Raw genomic sequence first — 17752 nt, 5'->3', positions numbered from 1 at the left:
ACGCTACGGCGACGACGTTGTAAGGGGTCGGAAGTGCGCAGTGAACAACAGGGTGTGGACAATCGATCTCAGGGGGAGATCGACATGCCACGCACCGAACGCCCGCTGGAGAGCGCGGACACCGAACTCGGCCGGTTCGCGGCCGATCTGAGGAAGCTCCGCGACCAGGCGGGTGGACCGTCCTACCGCGCGCTCGCTTCACGCGCGCATTACTCGGCGGCGACGCTGTCCGACGCCGCCGGGGGCAGGAAGCTCCCGAGCCTCGCGGTCGCGCTGGCCTACGTCAAAGCCTGTGGCGGCGACGAGCAGGAGTGGGAACGGCGCTGGCGCGACATCGCCGCTCCGCCCGCTCCCACGGGGGAAGCGCCGTACGTGGGTCTCCAGGCGTTCCAGAAGGAAGACGCCGACCGGTTCCACGGCCGCGAGAAGCTCACCGCGAAGCTTGTCGAACTCACCCGCACCCGCCCGTTCGTCGGTGTGTTCGGCGCCAGTGGCTCGGGCAAGTCGTCACTGCTGCGCGCCGGTCTGCTGCCGAGGCTGAAGCAGGCGCTGGTCTTCACGCCCGGCGTCCAGCCGCTCGACGAGTGCGCCGTCCGCCTCGCCCAGCTCACCGGGCACTCCGCGGTGGTCCTGCGCAGCGAGCTCACCGACCCCGGGGCACTCGGGCTGCTGATCCGGCAGCACGACGAGGAGCTCGTCCTGGTCGTGGACCAGTTCGAGGAGGTCTTCACGCTCGCGAGCCCCGAGCAACGTGACTGGTTCGTCCAGGCCCTGATGAGCGCACCGCACGTGGTCATCGGCGTCCGCGCCGACTTCTACGGCCACGTCGGCCGCCATCCGGAACTGGTCGAGGCGCTCGAAGGCGCCCAGGTCCTCGTCGGGCCGCTGACGACCGAGGAACTGCGCCGGGCCATCGTCGAACCGGCCCAGCACGTCGGCGCCACCGTCGAGTCCGCCCTGGTCACCCGCCTGGTCGCGGACGTCGCGGGCCAGGCGGCCGCGTTGCCGCTCGTGCAGCACGCCCTCGTCGAGACCTGGCACCGCCGACGCGGCATGGCGCTGTCGCTCGTCGGCTACGAGGAGGCGGGCGGCGTCGAGCACGCCATCGCCCGCACCGCCGAGGCGGTGTACTCCCAGCTCGACGAGGAGCAGCGGCGGACCGTCCGCCGCACGTTCCTGCGCCTGATCGCGCTCGGCGAGGGCACCGAGGACACCAAACGGCGCGCGAACCGCGAGGACCTCGACGCCGACGTCCTCGACCGCCTCGCCGGCGCCCGCCTGGTGACGCTCACCGAGCAGCACGCCGAACTCACCCACGAGGCGTTGATCCGCTCCTGGCCGAGGTTGCGCGACTGGATCGCCGAGGACCGCGAGGCGCTGCGCGTGCACCACCAGCTCACCGAGGCCGCGAAGGAGTGGGACGGTGATCCCGACCTCCTGTACCAGGGGGTGCGGCTGGCCCGGGCCGAGGAACTCAGCGCGGACTCGCTGACCGAACCCGAGCACGCGTTCCTCGCCGCGAGCCAGGCGGAGGGCCGCCGCCGCGTGCGCCGGGCCCGCGCGGTCATCAGCGTCCTCTCGGTGCTCGTGCTGCTCCTCGCCGGCACCGTCGTGTTCGCGATGGACAAGGCGGGTGAGGTGTCCAGGCAACGAGATCTCGCTGTGGCGGGGTCAGCTGCCGCCGAGGCCAGGCGGCTCGCGCTGCTGGAGACCGACGGCGGCCAGGCGATCCGGCTGGCCCTCGCCGCCTACAAGGTGGCGCCTGACGACTCGACCCGCGACCACCTGCTGAGCATCGCAGCTTCCACCGGGCGGGACCGGTTCCTGCGCGGGATCGTGCTCTCACCGGTGAAGAAGACGAGCGGTGGCCGGTTCTTCGTTGACTCCGACCGGACGTCGCCCACCACGAGACTGTGGGATCTCCGCGCCCGCCAGGCGATTCCGAGCTTGCGTCTCCCCGGAAGGGTGGGGGCGGTCAGCGACGACGACCGTCGCCTGGTCGCCGTCACCGATGAAGGCGTGGTGCTGATGGGCATCACCGATCCCGCCCAGCCGCGCAAGCTCGCCCTGATCTCCGCGACCCCCGTCGAAGTCACCGCGGACAGCACCCTCACCAGGTTCGCCGGGATCACCTCCAGCCGACCCGGCCTGCCGACGGTCTGGACGTACGACGGTTCCGGCGGGATGCGCGAGACCCCGGTGCCGGGCCGCCAGGGGGTGAGGAGTATGCGTCTCTCGCCGGACGGCAAGATGCTCGCGGTGTCGCGGTTCGGCCCTGGAACGGTGGAGTTCTGGCGGCTCGAAGGAGAAACGGCCAGCCACGTGAGCACGATCAGCGTTCCGGGGGGCGACAGCTACTTCAGTCCGGACAACAGGCTCTTCCTGCTGATCGACACCATCACGGGTGTCGCGCGGGTGTGGGACGTCTCGAACCCCGCGCAGCCGGTCGACTGGGCCGAGTTCTCCGTACCGCCTCGCACGAGCCACTCCGTCGTGTTCACCCCGGACAGCGGTCAGGTGCTGATCGGTACCGACCGGTCCGCGCAGGTGCGGAGTCTCGGCACCCGGCACGAACCCGTCTCGCTCGCCGGGTTCGAGAACTTCCCACAGGTCGTCACGGCTTTCGACTACTGGCCGGAGCAGCGGGAGTTCGTCGCGGTGACCGAGGAGGCGGTCTGGCCGTTGCACACGGACGTCGGGCAGGTCCTGAGGAACCTGTGTCTCGGTGGGGAGCAACTGTCCGACCATGACTGGGCGCGGTACTTCCCGGACATCAAGCGCGTTCCCGTCTGCTGAGCGCGTGAGCCGTGGGTGGCACGTGCGCGGGCCACCCACGGCCACTCCGGCGCCGGTTCGGGGCGCGAGCACCGGGCCTTCCCCGTTGTCATTGCGTCCAGGGCGTGTGTCGACGTTAGGGCGAACGGGTTGTTCACGGTCATGTGTTGGCCGCTGAACAAAGTTCTCTGAACAATGACGGGATGCCGAGACGGGAACGCCCTCTCGACGAGGGCGAGAGCGGTCTCCTGCGGTTCGCGGCCGACCTGCGCCGGCTGCGGGAGCGTGCGGGCAGCCCCACCTACCGCGAACTGAGCCGGCGGGCGCACTACTCGGCGGCGGCGCTGTCGGAGGCGGCCGGTGGGCGGAAGCTGCCGAGCCTCGCGGTGACCAAGGCGTACGCGAAGGCCTGTGACGCCGATCCGGAGGAGTGGGCGCGGCGGTGGCGTGCCGTCGTCGAGTCGGAACCCCATGCGGCGGACGACAGTCCGTACGTCGGGCTCGCGATGTTCCAGCCCGGTGACGCACCGAGGTTCTTCGGACGCGAGCGGTTGACGGCGGAGCTGCTCGGCACGAGGAACCGCTTCACCGGCGTGTTCGGACCGTCCGGTGTGGGCAAGTCCTCGTTGCTGCGGGCCGGTCTGATCGCCCGCACCCGCGAACCGGTGCTGCTGTTCACCCCCGGCGCTAACCCTGTGGAGGAGTGCGCGCTCGCGCTCGCCCGGCTCACCGGCGGCGAGGCGGTCGCGCTCGCCGACGACCTGGCGGATCCGGGCGAACTCCGGCGCAGGCATGGACATCTCGTGGTCGTGGACCAGTTCGAAGAGCTGTTCACGTTGTGCCGGAACGAAGAACTCCGGCAGTGGCTGATCACGGCGCTCCTCGGCTGCTCGAAGGTCGTCATCGGCGTCCGCGCCGACTACTACGGTCACTGCGCGCGCCATCCCGAACTGGTCGAGGCCCTCGAAGGCAGCCAGCTCCTCGTCGGTCCCATGACACCCGACGAACTCCGCCTCGCCATCACCGAACCCGCCGCGGTCGTGGGGGCCAAGGTCGAGAGCGCCCTGCTGGCGAGGCTCATGGCCGACGCCGTCGGGCAGGCGGCCGTGTTGCCGTTGCTGTCGCACGCGCTCGCGCAGACCTGGCAGCACCGGCGCGGCATGACGCTGACCCTCTCCGGCTACGAGGAGGTCGGCGGTCTCGACCACGCCGTCGCCCGCACCGCGCAGGACGTCCTCGACGGGCTGTCCCCGGCCGGGCGGGAGCAGGCGAGACGGATCCTGCTGCGGCTCGTCACCGCCGACGACACCAAACGCCGCGCGCACCAGTCCGAACTCGAGGCCGACGACGAGGTGCTGTTCGCACTGGCCGCGGCGAGGCTCGTGGTGATCGACCGCGACGGTGTCGAACTGGCGCACGAGGCGTTGATCCGCGGCTGGCCCACGTTCCAGGGCTGGGTCGAGGAGGACCGCGCGAACATCAAGGCGCAGCGCGAACTCACGCACGCCACGCAGACCTGGGAGTCGCTCGACCGCGACGCCGGCGCGTTGTGGCGGGGCCGCCGTCTCGCGAACGTTCCCGGCGGACTGTCGCTGAACGCGGCCGAACGCGCTTTCCTCGCGGCGAGCCTGGCCGCGGAGGAAGAGGTCTCCGCGAGTGCCCGAAGACGCACTCGCCGTCAACGCCAGCTGCTCGCCGTCCTGGTGGCACTCGTGGTCGTTGCCGCCAGCTCCACCGTCTTCGCGTTGAGGGCGAGCATCGCCGCCGACGAGCAACGCGCCAACGCCGCCGTGCTGAGCGCCGTGGGGGAGGCCGCCGCACTGCGTTCCACGAACCCCGCCCTGGCCCAGCAGGTCGCGCTCGCCGCCTACCAGCTCGTGCCGTTGCCCCAGGCGCGCAACAGTCTCCGGCAGGAGGACGTGCCGTCCCAGGTGTTGCGCGAAGCCCAGACCGAGGTCACCGCACTCATGGTCAGCCCGACCCAGCAGCAGGTCGCCGCCGGGCACCGCGACGGCACGGTCGTGCTGACGGCGCTGGACGACCTGCCGTCCCCGCGCACCTCCCACGAGGCGACCAGGCACGCCGCCGCCGTCACCGCGCTCGCGATGGACTCGACCGGAGGCCTGATCGCGTCCGTTGCCGAGGACGGCACCGTGCACGTCGTCGACGCCTCTCTCGGCAAACCACGCGAACTGGCCGTGCTTCCCGTGCGCGCGTCCGCGATCGCCTGGCAGGGCAACACTCTCGTCACCACCGGCGGAGACGGCGCCCTGAGCTTCTGGACGGACCTGCGCGGTGAGCGCCCGAGGCTCCTCACCACCGTCCAGCTCGGTCTGGGACCGCTGGCGGGCATGTCGTTCCGCCCGGACGGCCAGGTCCTCGCCGCCGTCACCACCGGCCACGCCGTGCACCTGGCCGACGTCACCGACCCGCGTGACGTCAAGCTCCTGTCACTGACCAGGGAGTTCGCCCGCAGCGCCCAGTTCGCCGCCGCGGGCGAGCTGATGACCGCCGCGGGCACGGCCGTCCACCTCTGGGACACCACCGACCCGCGCGCCCCGGTCCTGCGCGCGGCGATCCGCACCGGCGGTGGTGAGGTCACGTCGGCCTGGCTCGGCGCGGGCCGGGTCGCGATCGCCACCGACGACGGTCTGGTGCGCCTCTGGCGGCTCGGTGACGGCGAACCGGTCGAGCAGGCCCTGCTGCGCGGGCACACCGGACCCGTCACCGCGGTGGGCCTGACACCCCGGGGTGACGACGTCGTCACGGGCGGTGCGGACCGGGCCGTGCGGTTGTGGAACGCCGACCCGCGCGACCCGGCGGTGCGGATCTGCGAGCAGGCCATTCCCCGGATGACCGGCGAGGAGTGGGGGCAGTACTTCGCCGGAATCGAGTTCACCCCGCCGTGCCGCGACTGAAGCCGCAGCTCCTCGCAGGTGAAACGATCACGAAGAGCAGACCGGGGTGGTGGCTGGTTAGCGGGCCGTTAGACGGAGGGCGAACCTCTGGTGGACAATCCCGCCAGGAGGCGGCATGCCAAGAGGGGAACGTCCGCTGGGCCCGGAGGACACCGCACTGCTGCGGTTCGCCGGTGACCTGCGCAGACTGCGTGACCAGGCAGGCAAACCGAGCTATCGCGAGCTGGCCAGGCGCGCGAACTACTCGCCGACCGCGCTGTCCGACGCGGCCGGCGGCCGCAAGCTGCCGTCACTCGCGCTGACGCTCGCGTTCGTGAGGGCCTGCGAGGCCGATCCGGCCTCCTGGACGAAGCGGTGGCGCGAACTCGCCGTCGAACACACCCAGCCGCCGCACCCCGACACGCCGTACCCCGGCGGCGAGCCCTTCACCGAGGACGACGCGAAGCGGTTCTTCGGGCGCGAGTGCCTCGTCGAGCAGGTCGTCGAGGCGGTCAAGGCCAAGCCCCTCACCGTCGTCCTGGGGGCCTCCGGGTCGGGCCGGACGTCGCTGCTGCGAGCAGGTCTGCTGCCCGCGCTGGACGACGCCGTGCTGGTCACACCGGGGCAGGACCCGGTCCAGGACCTGGCAGAGGCCCTCGCGGAGGTCTTCGAGAACACCACCGCGGACCGGCTGGCGCAGGAGTTCCGGGACGACCCCGACCACCTCAGGCTGCGGATCCGCCAGCACCGCCCCGGCCTCGTGCTGCTCGTCGACGACTTCGAGGCGGCGCTGGACGCCGCCGACTTCGTCGCCGCCGTGATCCGCTGCCCCCACGTCGTGCTCTCGGTGCGTGCCGACGGGCGGAAGCGGTGGCGCGAGCTGGGCGTCGAGGGCACCGAGATCACCGTCGAGCCGATGAGCGCGGACCAGTTGCGCCGCGCGATCACCGAACCCGCCGCCAAGATCGGCGCGACCGTCGAGACCGCCGTGATCGCGCGACTCGTCGCCGACGCCGCGAACCAGCACGCGCTGCCCCTGGTGCAGCAGGCGCTGGCCGAGACGTGGCGGCGCAAGCGCGGCATGACGCTCTCGCTCGCGGGCTTCGAGGAGTCCGGCGGCGTCGAACACGTCGTCGCGCGGTCCGCGGAGACCTTCTTCGCCACCCTCGACGAGACCGACGAGCGTGCGGCCCGGCAACTGTTCCTGAGGCTCGTCTCCTTGCAGCGCAACGGGATCGCGCAACGCCACACCCGCCTGCTGGACGTCGACGCCCGCCTGCTCGGCCTGCTCGTGAAGGCCAGGCTGGTGACGCTCACCGAGGACGGCGCCGAACTCGTCCACGACGCCGTGCTGCGCTGGCCGAGGCTCGCCGGCTGGATCGACGAGGACCGCGAGAACCTGCAGACGCACCAGCAGCTCGTCACCGCGATCGAGCTGTGGGAGGCGAGCGACCGCGACCCGCTGGCGCTGTACCGGGGCGTGCGGCTGCGCAAGGCCAAGGAGCTCGGCGAGTTCCTGACGGTCAAGGAACGCCAGTTCGTCACCAGGAGCGTCAAACGCGAGACGCGCCGCTCGACGGCGTTGATCGCGGTCGTGGCCGTGCTGCTCGCGCTGGTGCCCGGCACGGTCGTCTACGCCCTCGCGAACGAACGCAAGATCACCGAGATGAACGCGACCGCGCTCGGCGGCAAGGCGCTGTCGCAGTCCGAGGCGCTGCTGGAGCAGCGGCGTCCGTACGCGGACAAGTACGCGCTGGTCGGCTACGACGTCAGCCCGTCGGCCGAGTCCGAGAAGGTGCTGCGGCTCGCGAGCGCCGTCGCGCGCGGCATCCCGTTCACCGGCACGCCCAAGGACGACGCGGACGTGGTGGTCGCCCCGCGCGGGGAGATGGCGGCGGTGACCGACGAGGACGGCACCGACCGGATGTGGAGCATCGACGAGGACAAGGCGTCACCGGGCAAGAAGTTCGCCGACCGCCATCGGGTCGTGAAGCTCGCCGAACGCCGTGCCGTCACCAGGGACTTCAACGGCCAGGAACACCTGTGGTCCGTCAACGACGCGAACGACATCACCTACCTGACGGCGTTGCCCAGCCGGTTCCGCACGCTCGACCTCAGCCCGGACGGCTCGCGGATCGTCGGCAAGGTCGGCGCCTCGGTCGAGTTCGGGCTCCCGACGCCGGACGAGTCCGAGTACGCGGAGCTCTACGACCTGAGCGACCCGCGCAGTCCCCGCAAGCTCCCGATGCCGGTGGGCAACCCCGGGACCGTCGCGCTGAGCCAGGACGGCCGCGAGCTCGCGACGGGCGTCTGGAACCAGGCCACCGGCACCACGACGATCGAGTTCTGGAGCATCGGCGGCACCGTCGAGCCCGCCGGGCCCCCGATGTCGCAGCACGCCTACGTCCGCGGCATCACCTACAGCGGTGACGGGCGCTGGCTCGCCGTCGAGCACTCCTCGCCGGAGTCGATCGTCGAGGTGTGGCAGCGCGTGCCGAGCGGAACGCCCGTGCTGCGCGCACGGCTCGACACGGCGTTGCGGGCCGGTGCCCGGGTCACGTTCTCCGACGACGGTCGCGTGGCCGTCGTCCGTGACAACGTCTTCGAAGTGCAGCAGCTCTACGCGAACGAACGGCCCGCGGACCGGCTCGTGTACGTCGTCGGGCACGGCAACTCGACGCGGGCGGTCTACCGGCCGCAGAACCGCGACTTCCTCGTGCGCAGCGGGGGCCAGGACCCCGAGCTGCTGCCCTACGACCTCGACACCGGACGCATCATCAAGAGGATGTGTGAAAAAGACGGGGCGAGGCTCACTGACTCCGAATGGGTGAAGAGCTTCGGCGAAGTGGAGCGCAGAGAGGTCTGCTGAACCGACGGCATGTGACGAAACAAGCCGGAGTTGAGCGAGCACGCATTGTGAACTGGAGATCCACTCTCTAGGGTGACCGAGTGCGTGCGTTCACAAGGGGACTCATCGGCATAGCCGGGTTCCTCGCGCTCTGGGAACTGCTAGGGCGCTCACCCCTCATACCTGCACACGCGCTTCCGCCACCGTCCGCAGTGTTCGGTGAGCTCGTGACGCAGTTGACTTCTCCAGAGTTCCTCAGTCATGTCGTGGCAACGGTTTTGGCGGTGTTGATCGCGATCGGCATAGCCATCGCCATCGCGGTGCCGAGTGGACTGGTGCTCGGCAGCGTCCCTGCCGTACGCCACGCCACTCGGGCGGTCATCGAGTTCCTGCGCCCGATCCCTTCTGTGGCACTGATTCCGCTCGCGCTCGTGGTCCTGGGCTTCGGCCCGGAAACGAAGATCACGCTCGCGGTCTACGCGGCACTGTGGCCGATCTTGTTCAACACCATTTACGCGCTCGACGAACTGGACCCGCTGCTCGTTGAGACGTCACGGGTTTTCGGCACCGGACGTGTCGGTGTGCTGTTCCGGGTGGCGTTGCCGAGCGCGTTGCCGTTCGTCCTCACCGGAATCCGGCTCGCGGCGACCACCGCGCTGATCGTGATGGTGAGCGTGGAGCTCATGGCCGGCGCCCAGATCGGGCTCGGCTACTTCATCATGGAGGCCCGCAGCGGGCCTGGCCGGATGGACCAGGTGCTGGTCGGCACCGTGGTCGCGGGCGCGATCGGCGTCCTGCTGAACAACGGTCTCGAGCGCGTCCGCCGGCGTTGGGTGGCCTGGTGAACAAGTTCCTTCAACGGTGGACCGTGTTCGCCGGTCTCATCGTCGTGTGGCAAGTCGCCGGAATGCTGGCCGAAGACCCGTTCTTCCCGCCGCCGTCCGAGATCGTGACGGCGGCCTGGGAGTGGTGGGTCCTCGAGCCGGAGAACATCACCGAGCACATCCTGCCGTCGATCGGCCGGCTGTTGTCGGGCTGGGCGATCGCGGCCGTCATCGGCGTCTCGCTGGGCCTGCTGCTCGGTCGCTCCGACCGGGCGATGGAGTACGCGGGACCGCTGCTGGTGTTCATGCGCTCGATCCCGCCGCCCGCGCTGGTGCCGGTGTTCCTGCTGCTGTTCAGGGGCGGGACCTCGATGCAGCTCGCGACGATCGTCTTCGGCGTGATCTGGCCGGTGCTGCTGAACACCGTGGACGGCGCCCGTTCCGTCGACGTGACCAAAGTGGACACTTCCGCCGTTTTCCGGATCCCGCGCCACCAGTGGATTCTGGGCGTCGTGCTGCCCGCCGCCTCCCCGAAGATCTTCGCGGGGCTGCGGGTGTCGCTCTCCCTCTCCCTGGTGCTGATGGTCATCTCCGAGCTCGTGGGCACGGACAACGGCATCGGCTCGCAGCTCATGGTGGCGCAACGCGAGTTCGACTACACGCGCATGTGGGCCGGCATCGTCCTGTTGGGCGTGCTCGGCTACGGACTCAACACCGTGCTTCTGGCGGTGGAACGCAGAGCTCTGGCTTGGCAACCAAGGAGCAGGGATGAGCAACATGCTTGAGGTGGCCGACCTAGGCCACACCTACGGCGACTACGAGGCCATCGGCGGCCTCACGTTCACCGTGCGCGCCGGAGAGTTGGTGTGTGTGGTCGGACCTTCCGGCTGCGGCAAGTCCACACTGCTGCGCACGATCTCGGGACTCATCGAGCCTTCCCGCGGCGACGTGTCCCTCAAGGGTTCCCACCTCGCGGTGGTGTTCCAGGACTACCAGCGTTCGCTGTTCCCGTGGCTCACGGTGCAGGGCAACGTGGAGTTCCCGCTGCGCTCCCTGCCGCGTGCGGAACGCCGCGCGCGTGCCGCCGAGGCGCTGGAGTGGGTGGGCCTCGGCGCGGCCACCAAGAAGCGGCCGTGGCAGCTTTCCGGTGGCATGCAACAGCGTGTGGCGATCGCGCGCGCTCTGGCGTACCGGCCGGCGCTGCTGTTGATGGACGAGCCGTTCGCGTCCGTCGACGCGCAGACCCGGTTCGAACTGGAGGACCTGTTGCTGCGCGTGCGCCGCGAGCACGACACGACGGTTCTCGTGGTCACGCACGACATCGACGAGTCGGTGTACCTGGGTGACCGCATTCTGGTGCTCTCCGGTTCGCCCGCCAAGCTGGTGGCGGACCTGGAGGTGCCGCTGCCCGCCGAGCGCGACCAGGTGACCACGCGCACCGACGAGGCGTTCGTGGCGCTGCGGTCCAAGGTGGCGCGGTTGCTGAACGTCGGTGGCAAGCAGACGCTCGACATGGAGAAGTGGGCTGCGGCGGAACGGGAATCGCTGAGCGAGGCCGTGTCGTCCTCGTCCTGACAGTCGTTCGAACAGCTGACAGCAACTGAGCCCCGGACCGCAGCGGTCCGGGGCTCAGTTGCGTTCTCAGTGCCTGCGGGAGGGCGTGGGCACTGCGAGGGAAGGACGGGCGCCCGCGCTCGGGGGCAGAGCGTTCAGCGCCCGTTTCCCTGGTCCTGGCACGGCTCAGAAGTGGATGTCCACGTTGCCGTTGCCGATGCCGTCGTGCACCAGGTCGATGTCGCCGATCTTCACGTCGTCGACGACCTGACCGAGGTCGGTGTGCACGTCGCCGACCTGGGCGACGTCCTGCACGACGTTGTCGCTGACGTCCAGGACGTTCTTGACGTCCACGTCGCTGACGACGTTCTTGACCAGCACGTCGGTGTCCACGACGTCCTTGAGGACGACGTCCGTGTCGAGGTCCTTGACCAGCACGTCGGCCACACCCTGCACGTCCGCCACGTCGGTCACGTTCGCGACGTCGGTGACCTTGGTGACGACCTCGTTGGCGTTGACCGCGTCGAGAGTGCCGGTCACGTCACCGATGCCGTCGAAGTCCTTGACCAGCGCGGTGATCGCGGACGGGGAGGCGATGTCGGCGATGCCGCTGACGCCCTCCAGGTTGCCCGTGATGAGCTTGAGGCTGTCGACGGCGGTGATGTCGCCCGCCTCCGCCAGCACCTGGTCGAGCGCGTCGACCTGCACGACGGACGCGCTGTCGAGCACCAGGGGCAGGATCTCGTGGACGTCGACCGGGGAGATGTCACCCAGGCCGGCGGCTTCGAGGGTGCCCTCCGGGTCGAGCTGGAACGCCTCACGGGCGTCCAGGTCGCCGAGCAGGTCGAGGGTGAAGTCGTGCAGCGTCTGCTGGGTGCTCATGCGAACTCAAGCTCCTGATACGGGGAACGGGGGGTGTTGGGCTCAACCGTATGGATGAACGACACCCCCCGGCATCGGGAGTTGGCCCCAGATTGTGACGTGCGGACGCCCCTAGGGGAACAGCGTCACCCGTTAGGGGTACCGGGTTTTCACCCTTCAGGGCTGATCTTTTCCCTCATGGACCGACGTAGTTCTCCGCGAACGTGGCGCGGTAGGCGGGGGACTCCGCCAGGTGCTCCAGCCTCGCCTGGGCCAACCGTCCGAAGAACGGGGAGCTCACGTCGGTGTGGATCATGTTCACCATCCACTGGGAAAATTCCTGTGCCCGCCAGATGCGACGCAGGCAGTCCTCCGAGTAGGTCTTGAGGCCGGTCTCGGATCCGGTGCCGTAGAAGTCGATAAGCGCACGTCCGAACGTTGCGGCGTCGTTCATGGCGAGGTTCATGCCCTTGGCGCCGACCGGAGTGATGATGTGTGCTGCGTCACCCAGCAGGTACAGCCGGCCGTAGGACATCGGTTCGACCACATGGCTGCGCATGTCGAGCACACGCTTCTCGATGATCTTTCCCTCGGTCAAAGTCCATGAAGATTCATGTAGTGCGAAGCGCTTGTGCAGCGCCTCCCAGACCTGTTCGTCGGACCAATCCGAAGGCTTTGTTCCGACCGGTACCTGCAAATAGAACCTGGACACCGTCGCGGAGCGCAACATGTGCCCGGCGAAACCGTCGTCGTGCAGCGCGTAAATGGTGGCTTTAGTCGACGGCGGGGCCTCTGCGAGAATTGTCAGCCACTCGATTCCGTGGTGGTGCGTGAATTCCTTCAGTGCCCCGTCGGGAATGGAGTTCCGGCTCACACCGTGGAATCCGTCACATCCGGCCACGAAGTCGCTCGTGATGGTCTCGCGGGTGCCGTCTTCGCTGGTGAAGGCCACCGAGGGGCTCGACGACGTCAGGTCGTGCAACTCCACGTCGCTGACCTCGAACCGGATGTCACCTCCGCTGTCCAGAAATCCCCCGATGAGGTCCTTGACGACTTCCTGCTGGGGGTAGACGAAGTGTTCGCGGCCCCCGTAGAGGTCGCTGTACGACACCTGGAACGCCTTGCCGCTCACGCGGAATTCACACGTTCCGTGACGGTCTGCTTCCATCAGCAAACGATCTGCCAGACCGAGTGACTCCAACATGGTCACGGAGCGGTGCTCCAGGACTCCCGCGCGTGGCCGTGTTTCCACTTGGGATCGACTAGCTTTTTCGATCACGATGCAGTCGATGCCTGACTGCTGGATCAAGTTTGCCAAGGTCAGACCGGCCGGACCGGCACCGACAACGGTCACGGAGCGCTTCAACTGGGGTTCTCCTAGCCCTAGACCTGCTGTGCTTAGATGCTCACCGCAGGTAGTGGACTGGAACCTGCTCGTGTCGGTCAACTGGGGTCTTTTGGAGCAGCGTCATTACTCTGAGTGGTTGACCGTCGCGATCATTCCCCGCAACGACGACACCGCTCCGACAGGAGAGTGCTCCCGATGACTCGAAGAGTCCGCCGTATGGCCATCCGTGGCATCGCCCTTGCCACGCTGCTCGCCACAGTGGCGAGCTGTGGTGCGCTCGGCGGCAAAGAGCAGGCACCCCCGGCCGATGCGAACAGCAGCGGTCCGGTCGAGAAGGCCAAGATCACGCTGGGGGTCCTCCCGATCCTCGACGTGGCCTCCGTCCACGTGGCGATCAAGAAGGGCTACTTCAAGGCCGAAGGCCTCGAGGTCGACCTGAAGGTCATCCAGGGTGGAGCCGCGGCCATCCCCGGCCTGGTCAGCAAGGACCTGGACTTCACGTTCGGCAACTGGGTCTCGTTCTTCGCCGCCCAAGCGAAGGACACGGCCAAGGCGGTCGACGGCATCAAGCTCATCTCGGACGGCTACCAGGCGAAGCCGGACATGTTCCTGATCTTGGCGGCCGGTGACTCGGCCATCAAGAGTCCTGCCGACCTCGCCGGCAAGACCATCGCGATCAACACGTTCAAGAACATCGCGGAGCTCACCGCGAAGGCCACGCTCGAGGCCGCGAACGTGGATGTGAACTCGGTCAAGTTCAAGGAGATGCCGTTCCCGGACATGCAGGCCGCGGTCGCGAACAAGACCGTTGACGCAGCCTTCATGGTCGAGCCGTTCATCACCCGCGCCCAGCGTGCCGCCGGTCAGATCAAGGTGCTGGACGCCGCGTCCGGCCCGACCGACAACATCCCGATCGCGGGTTACGCCACCACCGGCGCCTTCGCCAAGGAGAACCCCAAGACCGTCGCCGCCTTCCAGCGCGCGATGGCCAAGGGCCAGGCGGACGCCACCGACCGTCCCACGGTCGAGCCGCTGCTCGTCGAGTACGCCAAGGTCGACAAGGAAACCGCAGGTCTTGTCCACTTCGGCGCCTTCCCGACGACGCTCGACGCGACGCGCCTGCAGCGCGTCGTCCAGCTGATGCAGCGGTACCAGATGCTGGACAAGGAGCTCGACGTCAAGCCGATGCTCATCCAGCCCTCCGGTAGTTGACGAACAGCGCGGGTGACTGTGATCAGGCCGTGATCGCGGTCACCCGCGCGATCGTTTCCTCCAGATGAATTATCGCGCGGGGGCCGTTTAGCCGCGCAGGTCTGAGTTGTTGATTCTCGAACCACTGTTTTGTCGTCCGAACGGCGGTATGAGAACAGCGCGTTTTACTCCAAGATCCACCAGGTTTGCAGCTATTAAACGGGCGGGGAGTGTTGACGGTGCGCGGTCGTGAGGACCAGCGAGGCATCGACCGGTTCCGCCTACGCAACTGGCGGTTGCGGAGCAAGCTCGCAGTGGTGTTGCTAGTTCCGGCCCTGAGCACCGCGACTCTCGCGGGCCTGCGGCTGAACACCCAGCTCGACGACGTCGAACTCTTCGACGGCGTCCAGCGCGAGCTCGCCGTGAGCCACCAGGCCGCGAAGGTGGAGAACGCTCTACAGGTCGAACGTGACTGGGCAGTCCAGTGTGTGGCCGCCGGCCGGCAGAACGCGTGCCCCGAGCACGCCGCCCGCAACGGCCTGACCGACACGGAACTGGGCAAGTATCGGGATTCGGGCGCGACGGCCACGGCCTTGAGCGCGCCCCTGCAGGAAGCTTTCACCAAGTCGCTGCAGTCCCTCGACGGACTGGCGAGCTTGCGCATCACCGTGCTGAGCACCAAGTACCCCGACGTCGCGGTGGTCAGCGCGTACAACCAGGTAATCGCGTCGCTCACGCAGGTGCACCGCGCTGCGATCTCGAGCCTCAGCGAGCCGGAGATCGTTCCGCTGGCGACCGCCGCTCAGGCGCTCTACAGCGCGCAGGAGCAACTCGGCCAGCAGAACGCGATCCTGACGTCCACCGCGCTGCGCCGGAACTTCGCTCCCGGCGCGGCGGACGAGCTGCGTGCCGCGCAGTCCCGTCTGGACGCGGCGTTCACGGAGTTCAACGACGTGGCGTCGGCGCAGAACCGGCAGAGGTTCCAGGACATCGTGTCCGGTTCGGCCGTGGACGGTCGCAACCGGCTCGTGAAGCTCGCGCTCGCGCAGGACGCGGCCGGCAAGCCGGTGTCCATCACGGACGCCGAGGTCCTCAAGATCGGTGAGGACACCGCGAAGCTGGTTCGCGAGGTCGCGGTCGACCTGGAGGGTCAGGCGGACGCGACGACCACCCGCCTCGCTTCGGACGCGCGTGGTTCCGCGTGGCGTGACGCGGCGCTGGTCGCGATCTCGCTGCTGATCGCGTTCGGTCTCATGGCGATGGTCGCGCAGTCGATGCTGCGGCCGCTGCGAGTGCTGCGTCGCAGCGCGCTCGACGTGGCCCGCAACCAGCTGCCCGAGGCGATCAAGCGCATTCGTTCGCACCGCGAGCCGGAACGCGCCGCCGAGGAGGCGATCGTCCCGGTGCCGATCAACACGACCGAGGAAGTCGGTCAGGTCGCGCGGGCGTTCGACCTCGTGCAGCGCGAAGCGGTCCGCCTCGCCGTCGAGCAGGTGGCACTGCGCGCGAACGTCAACGACATGTTCATCAACCTGTCGCGGCGTTCACAGGCGTTGGTGGAGCGGCAGATCAGCGTGATCGACCGGCTCGAGCAGGACGAGCAGGACCCGGACCACCTGGCGTCGCTGTTCGAGCTCGACCACCTCGCCACGCAGATGCGGCGCAACAGCGAGAACCTGCTGGTGCTCTCCGGCACGACGGTCAACCGCCGGGTCACCCGCCCGGTCGCGATCGCCGAGGTGCTCGGTGCCGCCGTGTCCGAGGTGGAGAAGTACGCGCGCGTCCAGATCGCGCCGACGCCGGAGCTCATGGTCCAGGGCCGCGTGGTCAACGACCTCGCGCACCTCGTGGCCGAGCTGCTGGACAACGCCACGGCGTTCTCCAAGCCCAGCACCAAGGTCACGGTGCGGACGATAGAGACTCGCCGCGGCGAGGTCGCGATCCGCATCCACGACCGCGGTGTCGGCATGCAGGAGAACGACGTCGTCGAGTTCAACGCGAAGCTCGCCGAGCCGCCGGAGGTCGACGTCTCGGTGGCCCGCGAGATGGGCCTGTACGTGGTCGGTCAGCTCGCGAAGCGCCACGAGATCCGCGTGACGCTCGGGAACAACGACGACATAGAGGGTGGTGTCACCGCACAGGTGATCCTGCCGGTCTCCTTGCTGCACAAGGGAGCCGCGCCCGCTCTGCCGTTGCCCGCCGCACCGGTTCCGTCCACCGCCGAGACCACCAGCACGGGCGAGGCCCTGTCCGGTGTGCCGAAGTGGACGCCCGAGCACCCGGTCGTCGTGCCGTCGCCCGCCACCTCGGACGACAACTCCGGCCGTCACCGCATCGAGCAGACGTCGACCGACGGCCTGTTCACCGCGCGGATCGAGGCCTCGGAGGAGGTCGCCGAGGACGGGTACTCCTACGAGCCGCCCGTCGAACGCCCGGCCGATCCCGCCACGGAGATCTTCCCGGCGATCACCGACGAGCCGTTGATCTCGCACGACGACCTGTCGAGGTGGTTCCAGACCCCCTCGGCGCCCGAACCGTCCCTGAGGGACGTTCCGTCAGCGGAGCCGGAACGTGCCGTCGCCTCGTACGAGGAAGAAGCGGACGACGCGGAGCCCGCCACCGTGAACGGCCTGCCCAAGCGGCAGCGTTCGGCGGACACCGTGAAGATCGAGGCACCGACGGCGGTGCCGCGCGCGGTCGCCGACTACGCCGAGTCCGACTGGGGAGCGTCGGACGAGGGCTGGAAGGCCGCAGGTGCGCTGGAGGACAAGGGCGCTCCCGCGACGACCACGGAGAACGGTCTGCCCAAGCGCGTCCCGAAGGCGCGCCTGGTTCCCGGTTCGCTGCCGAAGCCGTCGTCGCCGGCACCCCAGCTGGCGACCGCAGCCGCCATCCCCGGCCGGTCGGCCGACCGGTTGCGCCAGCGGTTCGCCACGTACCAGAAGGGTGTCCAGATGGGCCGTGAGTCGCTCTTCGACTCCGCCGTCGGAGGCATCCCCGTGATCGCAGAAAGGGAACGCCAGTGACCACCGCGACTGAGGAACTGGACAACTTCAGCTGGCTGGTCGAGGACTTCGTCAGCAGGGTGGCCGGTGTCGCGCACGCGATCGTCGTCTCCGCGGACGGCCTGTTGCTCGCATCGTCGGACCGGCTCCCGCACGACCGCGCCGAGCAGCTCGCCGCCGTCTCGTCCGGTCTGGTCTCGCTGAACCTCGGGGCGGCGCGCTGCTTCGAGGCCGGTGAGGTCAAACAGACCGTCGTCGAGATGGAACGCGGCTATCTTTTCCTGATGTCCATCAGCGACGGGTCCTGCCTCGCCGTGCTCGCCGCACCCAACTGCGACATCGGCCTCATCGGTTACGCGATGACCCGGTTGGTGGAACGGGTCGGTCTCCAGCTGACGCCGGAGATCAGAGCCCAGCTGCACGTCTCCATGCGAGCCTGAGTAGAGAGA

At 68.8% G+C, this 17752-nt stretch carries 11 protein-coding genes; 9 read left to right on the top strand and 2 right to left on the bottom strand.

Annotated features, from left to right (window positions below):
- Positions 1-84 precede the first annotated feature (84 nt).
- The 6 genes from PV646_RS39530 to PV646_RS39505 all read left to right on the top strand — a co-directional run bounded on the left by PV646_RS39530 (position 85) and on the right by PV646_RS39505 (position 10919).
- Complete coding sequence (locus PV646_RS39530; RefSeq protein ID WP_500347664.1) at positions 85-2796, top strand: nSTAND1 domain-containing NTPase; 2712 nt, start codon at positions 85-87, stop codon at positions 2794-2796.
- A 182-nt stretch (positions 2797-2978) separates the two neighbouring features.
- A complete protein-coding gene (locus PV646_RS39525; protein ID WP_500347663.1) occupies positions 2979-5693 on the top strand; it encodes an nSTAND1 domain-containing NTPase in 2715 nt (904 codons plus the stop codon).
- A gap of 115 nt (positions 5694-5808) precedes the next feature.
- Entirely contained in the window at positions 5809-8541 is a 2733-nt protein-coding gene (locus tag PV646_RS39520; RefSeq protein WP_500347662.1) for an nSTAND1 domain-containing NTPase, read from the top strand.
- A gap of 245 nt (positions 8542-8786) precedes the next feature.
- A complete protein-coding gene (locus tag PV646_RS39515) occupies positions 8787-9365 on the top strand; it encodes an ABC transporter permease (RefSeq protein WP_500347660.1) in 579 nt (192 codons plus the stop codon).
- Positions 9362-10129 carry an ABC transporter permease gene (locus PV646_RS39510; protein WP_500347658.1) on the top strand — a complete coding sequence of 256 codons (768 nt, stop codon included), beginning with the start codon at positions 9362-9364 and terminating at the stop codon, positions 10127-10129. The genes PV646_RS39515 and PV646_RS39510 overlap by 4 nt, the downstream gene beginning before the upstream one ends.
- Positions 10122-10919: an ABC transporter ATP-binding protein gene (locus tag PV646_RS39505; RefSeq protein WP_500347726.1), complete on the top strand. Its 798-nt coding sequence runs from the start codon at positions 10122-10124 to the stop codon at positions 10917-10919. Before PV646_RS39510 ends, PV646_RS39505 begins: the two co-directional genes overlap by 8 nt.
- 165 nt (positions 10920-11084) lie before the next feature.
- Here the strand turns inward: PV646_RS39505 and PV646_RS39500 are convergent, their stop codons facing one another.
- Both PV646_RS39500 and PV646_RS39495 read right to left on the bottom strand, forming a co-directional pair.
- Positions 11085-11780, bottom strand: a complete 696-nt coding sequence (locus PV646_RS39500) for an IniB N-terminal domain-containing protein (RefSeq protein WP_500347657.1) — start codon at positions 11778-11780, stop codon at positions 11085-11087.
- A gap of 175 nt (positions 11781-11955) precedes the next feature.
- Complete coding sequence (locus PV646_RS39495; RefSeq protein WP_500347655.1) at positions 11956-13125, bottom strand: 4-hydroxybenzoate 3-monooxygenase; 1170 nt, start codon at positions 13123-13125, stop codon at positions 11956-11958.
- A 198-nt stretch (positions 13126-13323) separates the two neighbouring features.
- Here PV646_RS39495 and PV646_RS39490 point away from each other — a divergent pair, with 198 nt between their 5' ends.
- From PV646_RS39490 to PV646_RS39480, 3 genes are all read left to right on the top strand, one after another.
- Positions 13324-14319, top strand: coding sequence for an ABC transporter substrate-binding protein (locus PV646_RS39490; RefSeq protein ID WP_500347653.1), 996 nt, complete (start codon positions 13324-13326; stop codon positions 14317-14319).
- Between the two features lie 218 nt (positions 14320-14537).
- Positions 14538-17324: a nitrate- and nitrite sensing domain-containing protein gene (locus PV646_RS39485; RefSeq protein WP_500347651.1), complete on the top strand. Its 2787-nt coding sequence runs from the start codon at positions 14538-14540 to the stop codon at positions 17322-17324.
- Complete coding sequence (locus tag PV646_RS39480) at positions 17321-17743, top strand: roadblock/LC7 domain-containing protein (protein WP_030468876.1); 423 nt, start codon at positions 17321-17323, stop codon at positions 17741-17743. The genes PV646_RS39485 and PV646_RS39480 overlap by 4 nt, the downstream gene beginning before the upstream one ends.
- The last annotated feature ends 9 nt before the right edge of the window (positions 17744-17752 follow it).

Source organism: Streptomyces sp. ID05-26A (assembly GCF_033794685.1).
In the GTDB taxonomy this organism is placed as follows: Bacteria; Actinomycetota; Actinomycetes; order Mycobacteriales; family Pseudonocardiaceae; genus Lentzea.
The sequence above is the reverse complement of the archived record's forward strand: the minus strand, read 5'-3'. Positions and strand labels throughout refer to the sequence as shown.

Bases quoted from the DNA above. Each gene is read 5' to 3' on its own strand.
- PV646_RS39530 (WP_500347664.1), top strand. From the start codon at position 85: ATGCCACGCACCGAACGCCCGCTGGAGAGCGCGGACACCGAACTCGGC.
- PV646_RS39525 (WP_500347663.1), top strand. From the start codon at position 2,979: ATGCCGAGACGGGAACGCCCTCTCGACGAGGGCGAGAGCGGTCTCCTG.
- PV646_RS39520 (WP_500347662.1), top strand. From the start codon at position 5,809: ATGCCAAGAGGGGAACGTCCGCTGGGCCCGGAGGACACCGCACTGCTG.
- PV646_RS39505 (WP_500347726.1), top strand. From the start codon at position 10,122: ATGCTTGAGGTGGCCGACCTAGGCCACACCTACGGCGACTACGAGGCC.
- PV646_RS39500 (WP_500347657.1), bottom strand. From the start codon at position 11,780: ATGAGCACCCAGCAGACGCTGCACGACTTCACCCTCGACCTGCTCGGC.
- PV646_RS39490 (WP_500347653.1), top strand. From the start codon at position 13,324: ATGGCCATCCGTGGCATCGCCCTTGCCACGCTGCTCGCCACAGTGGCG.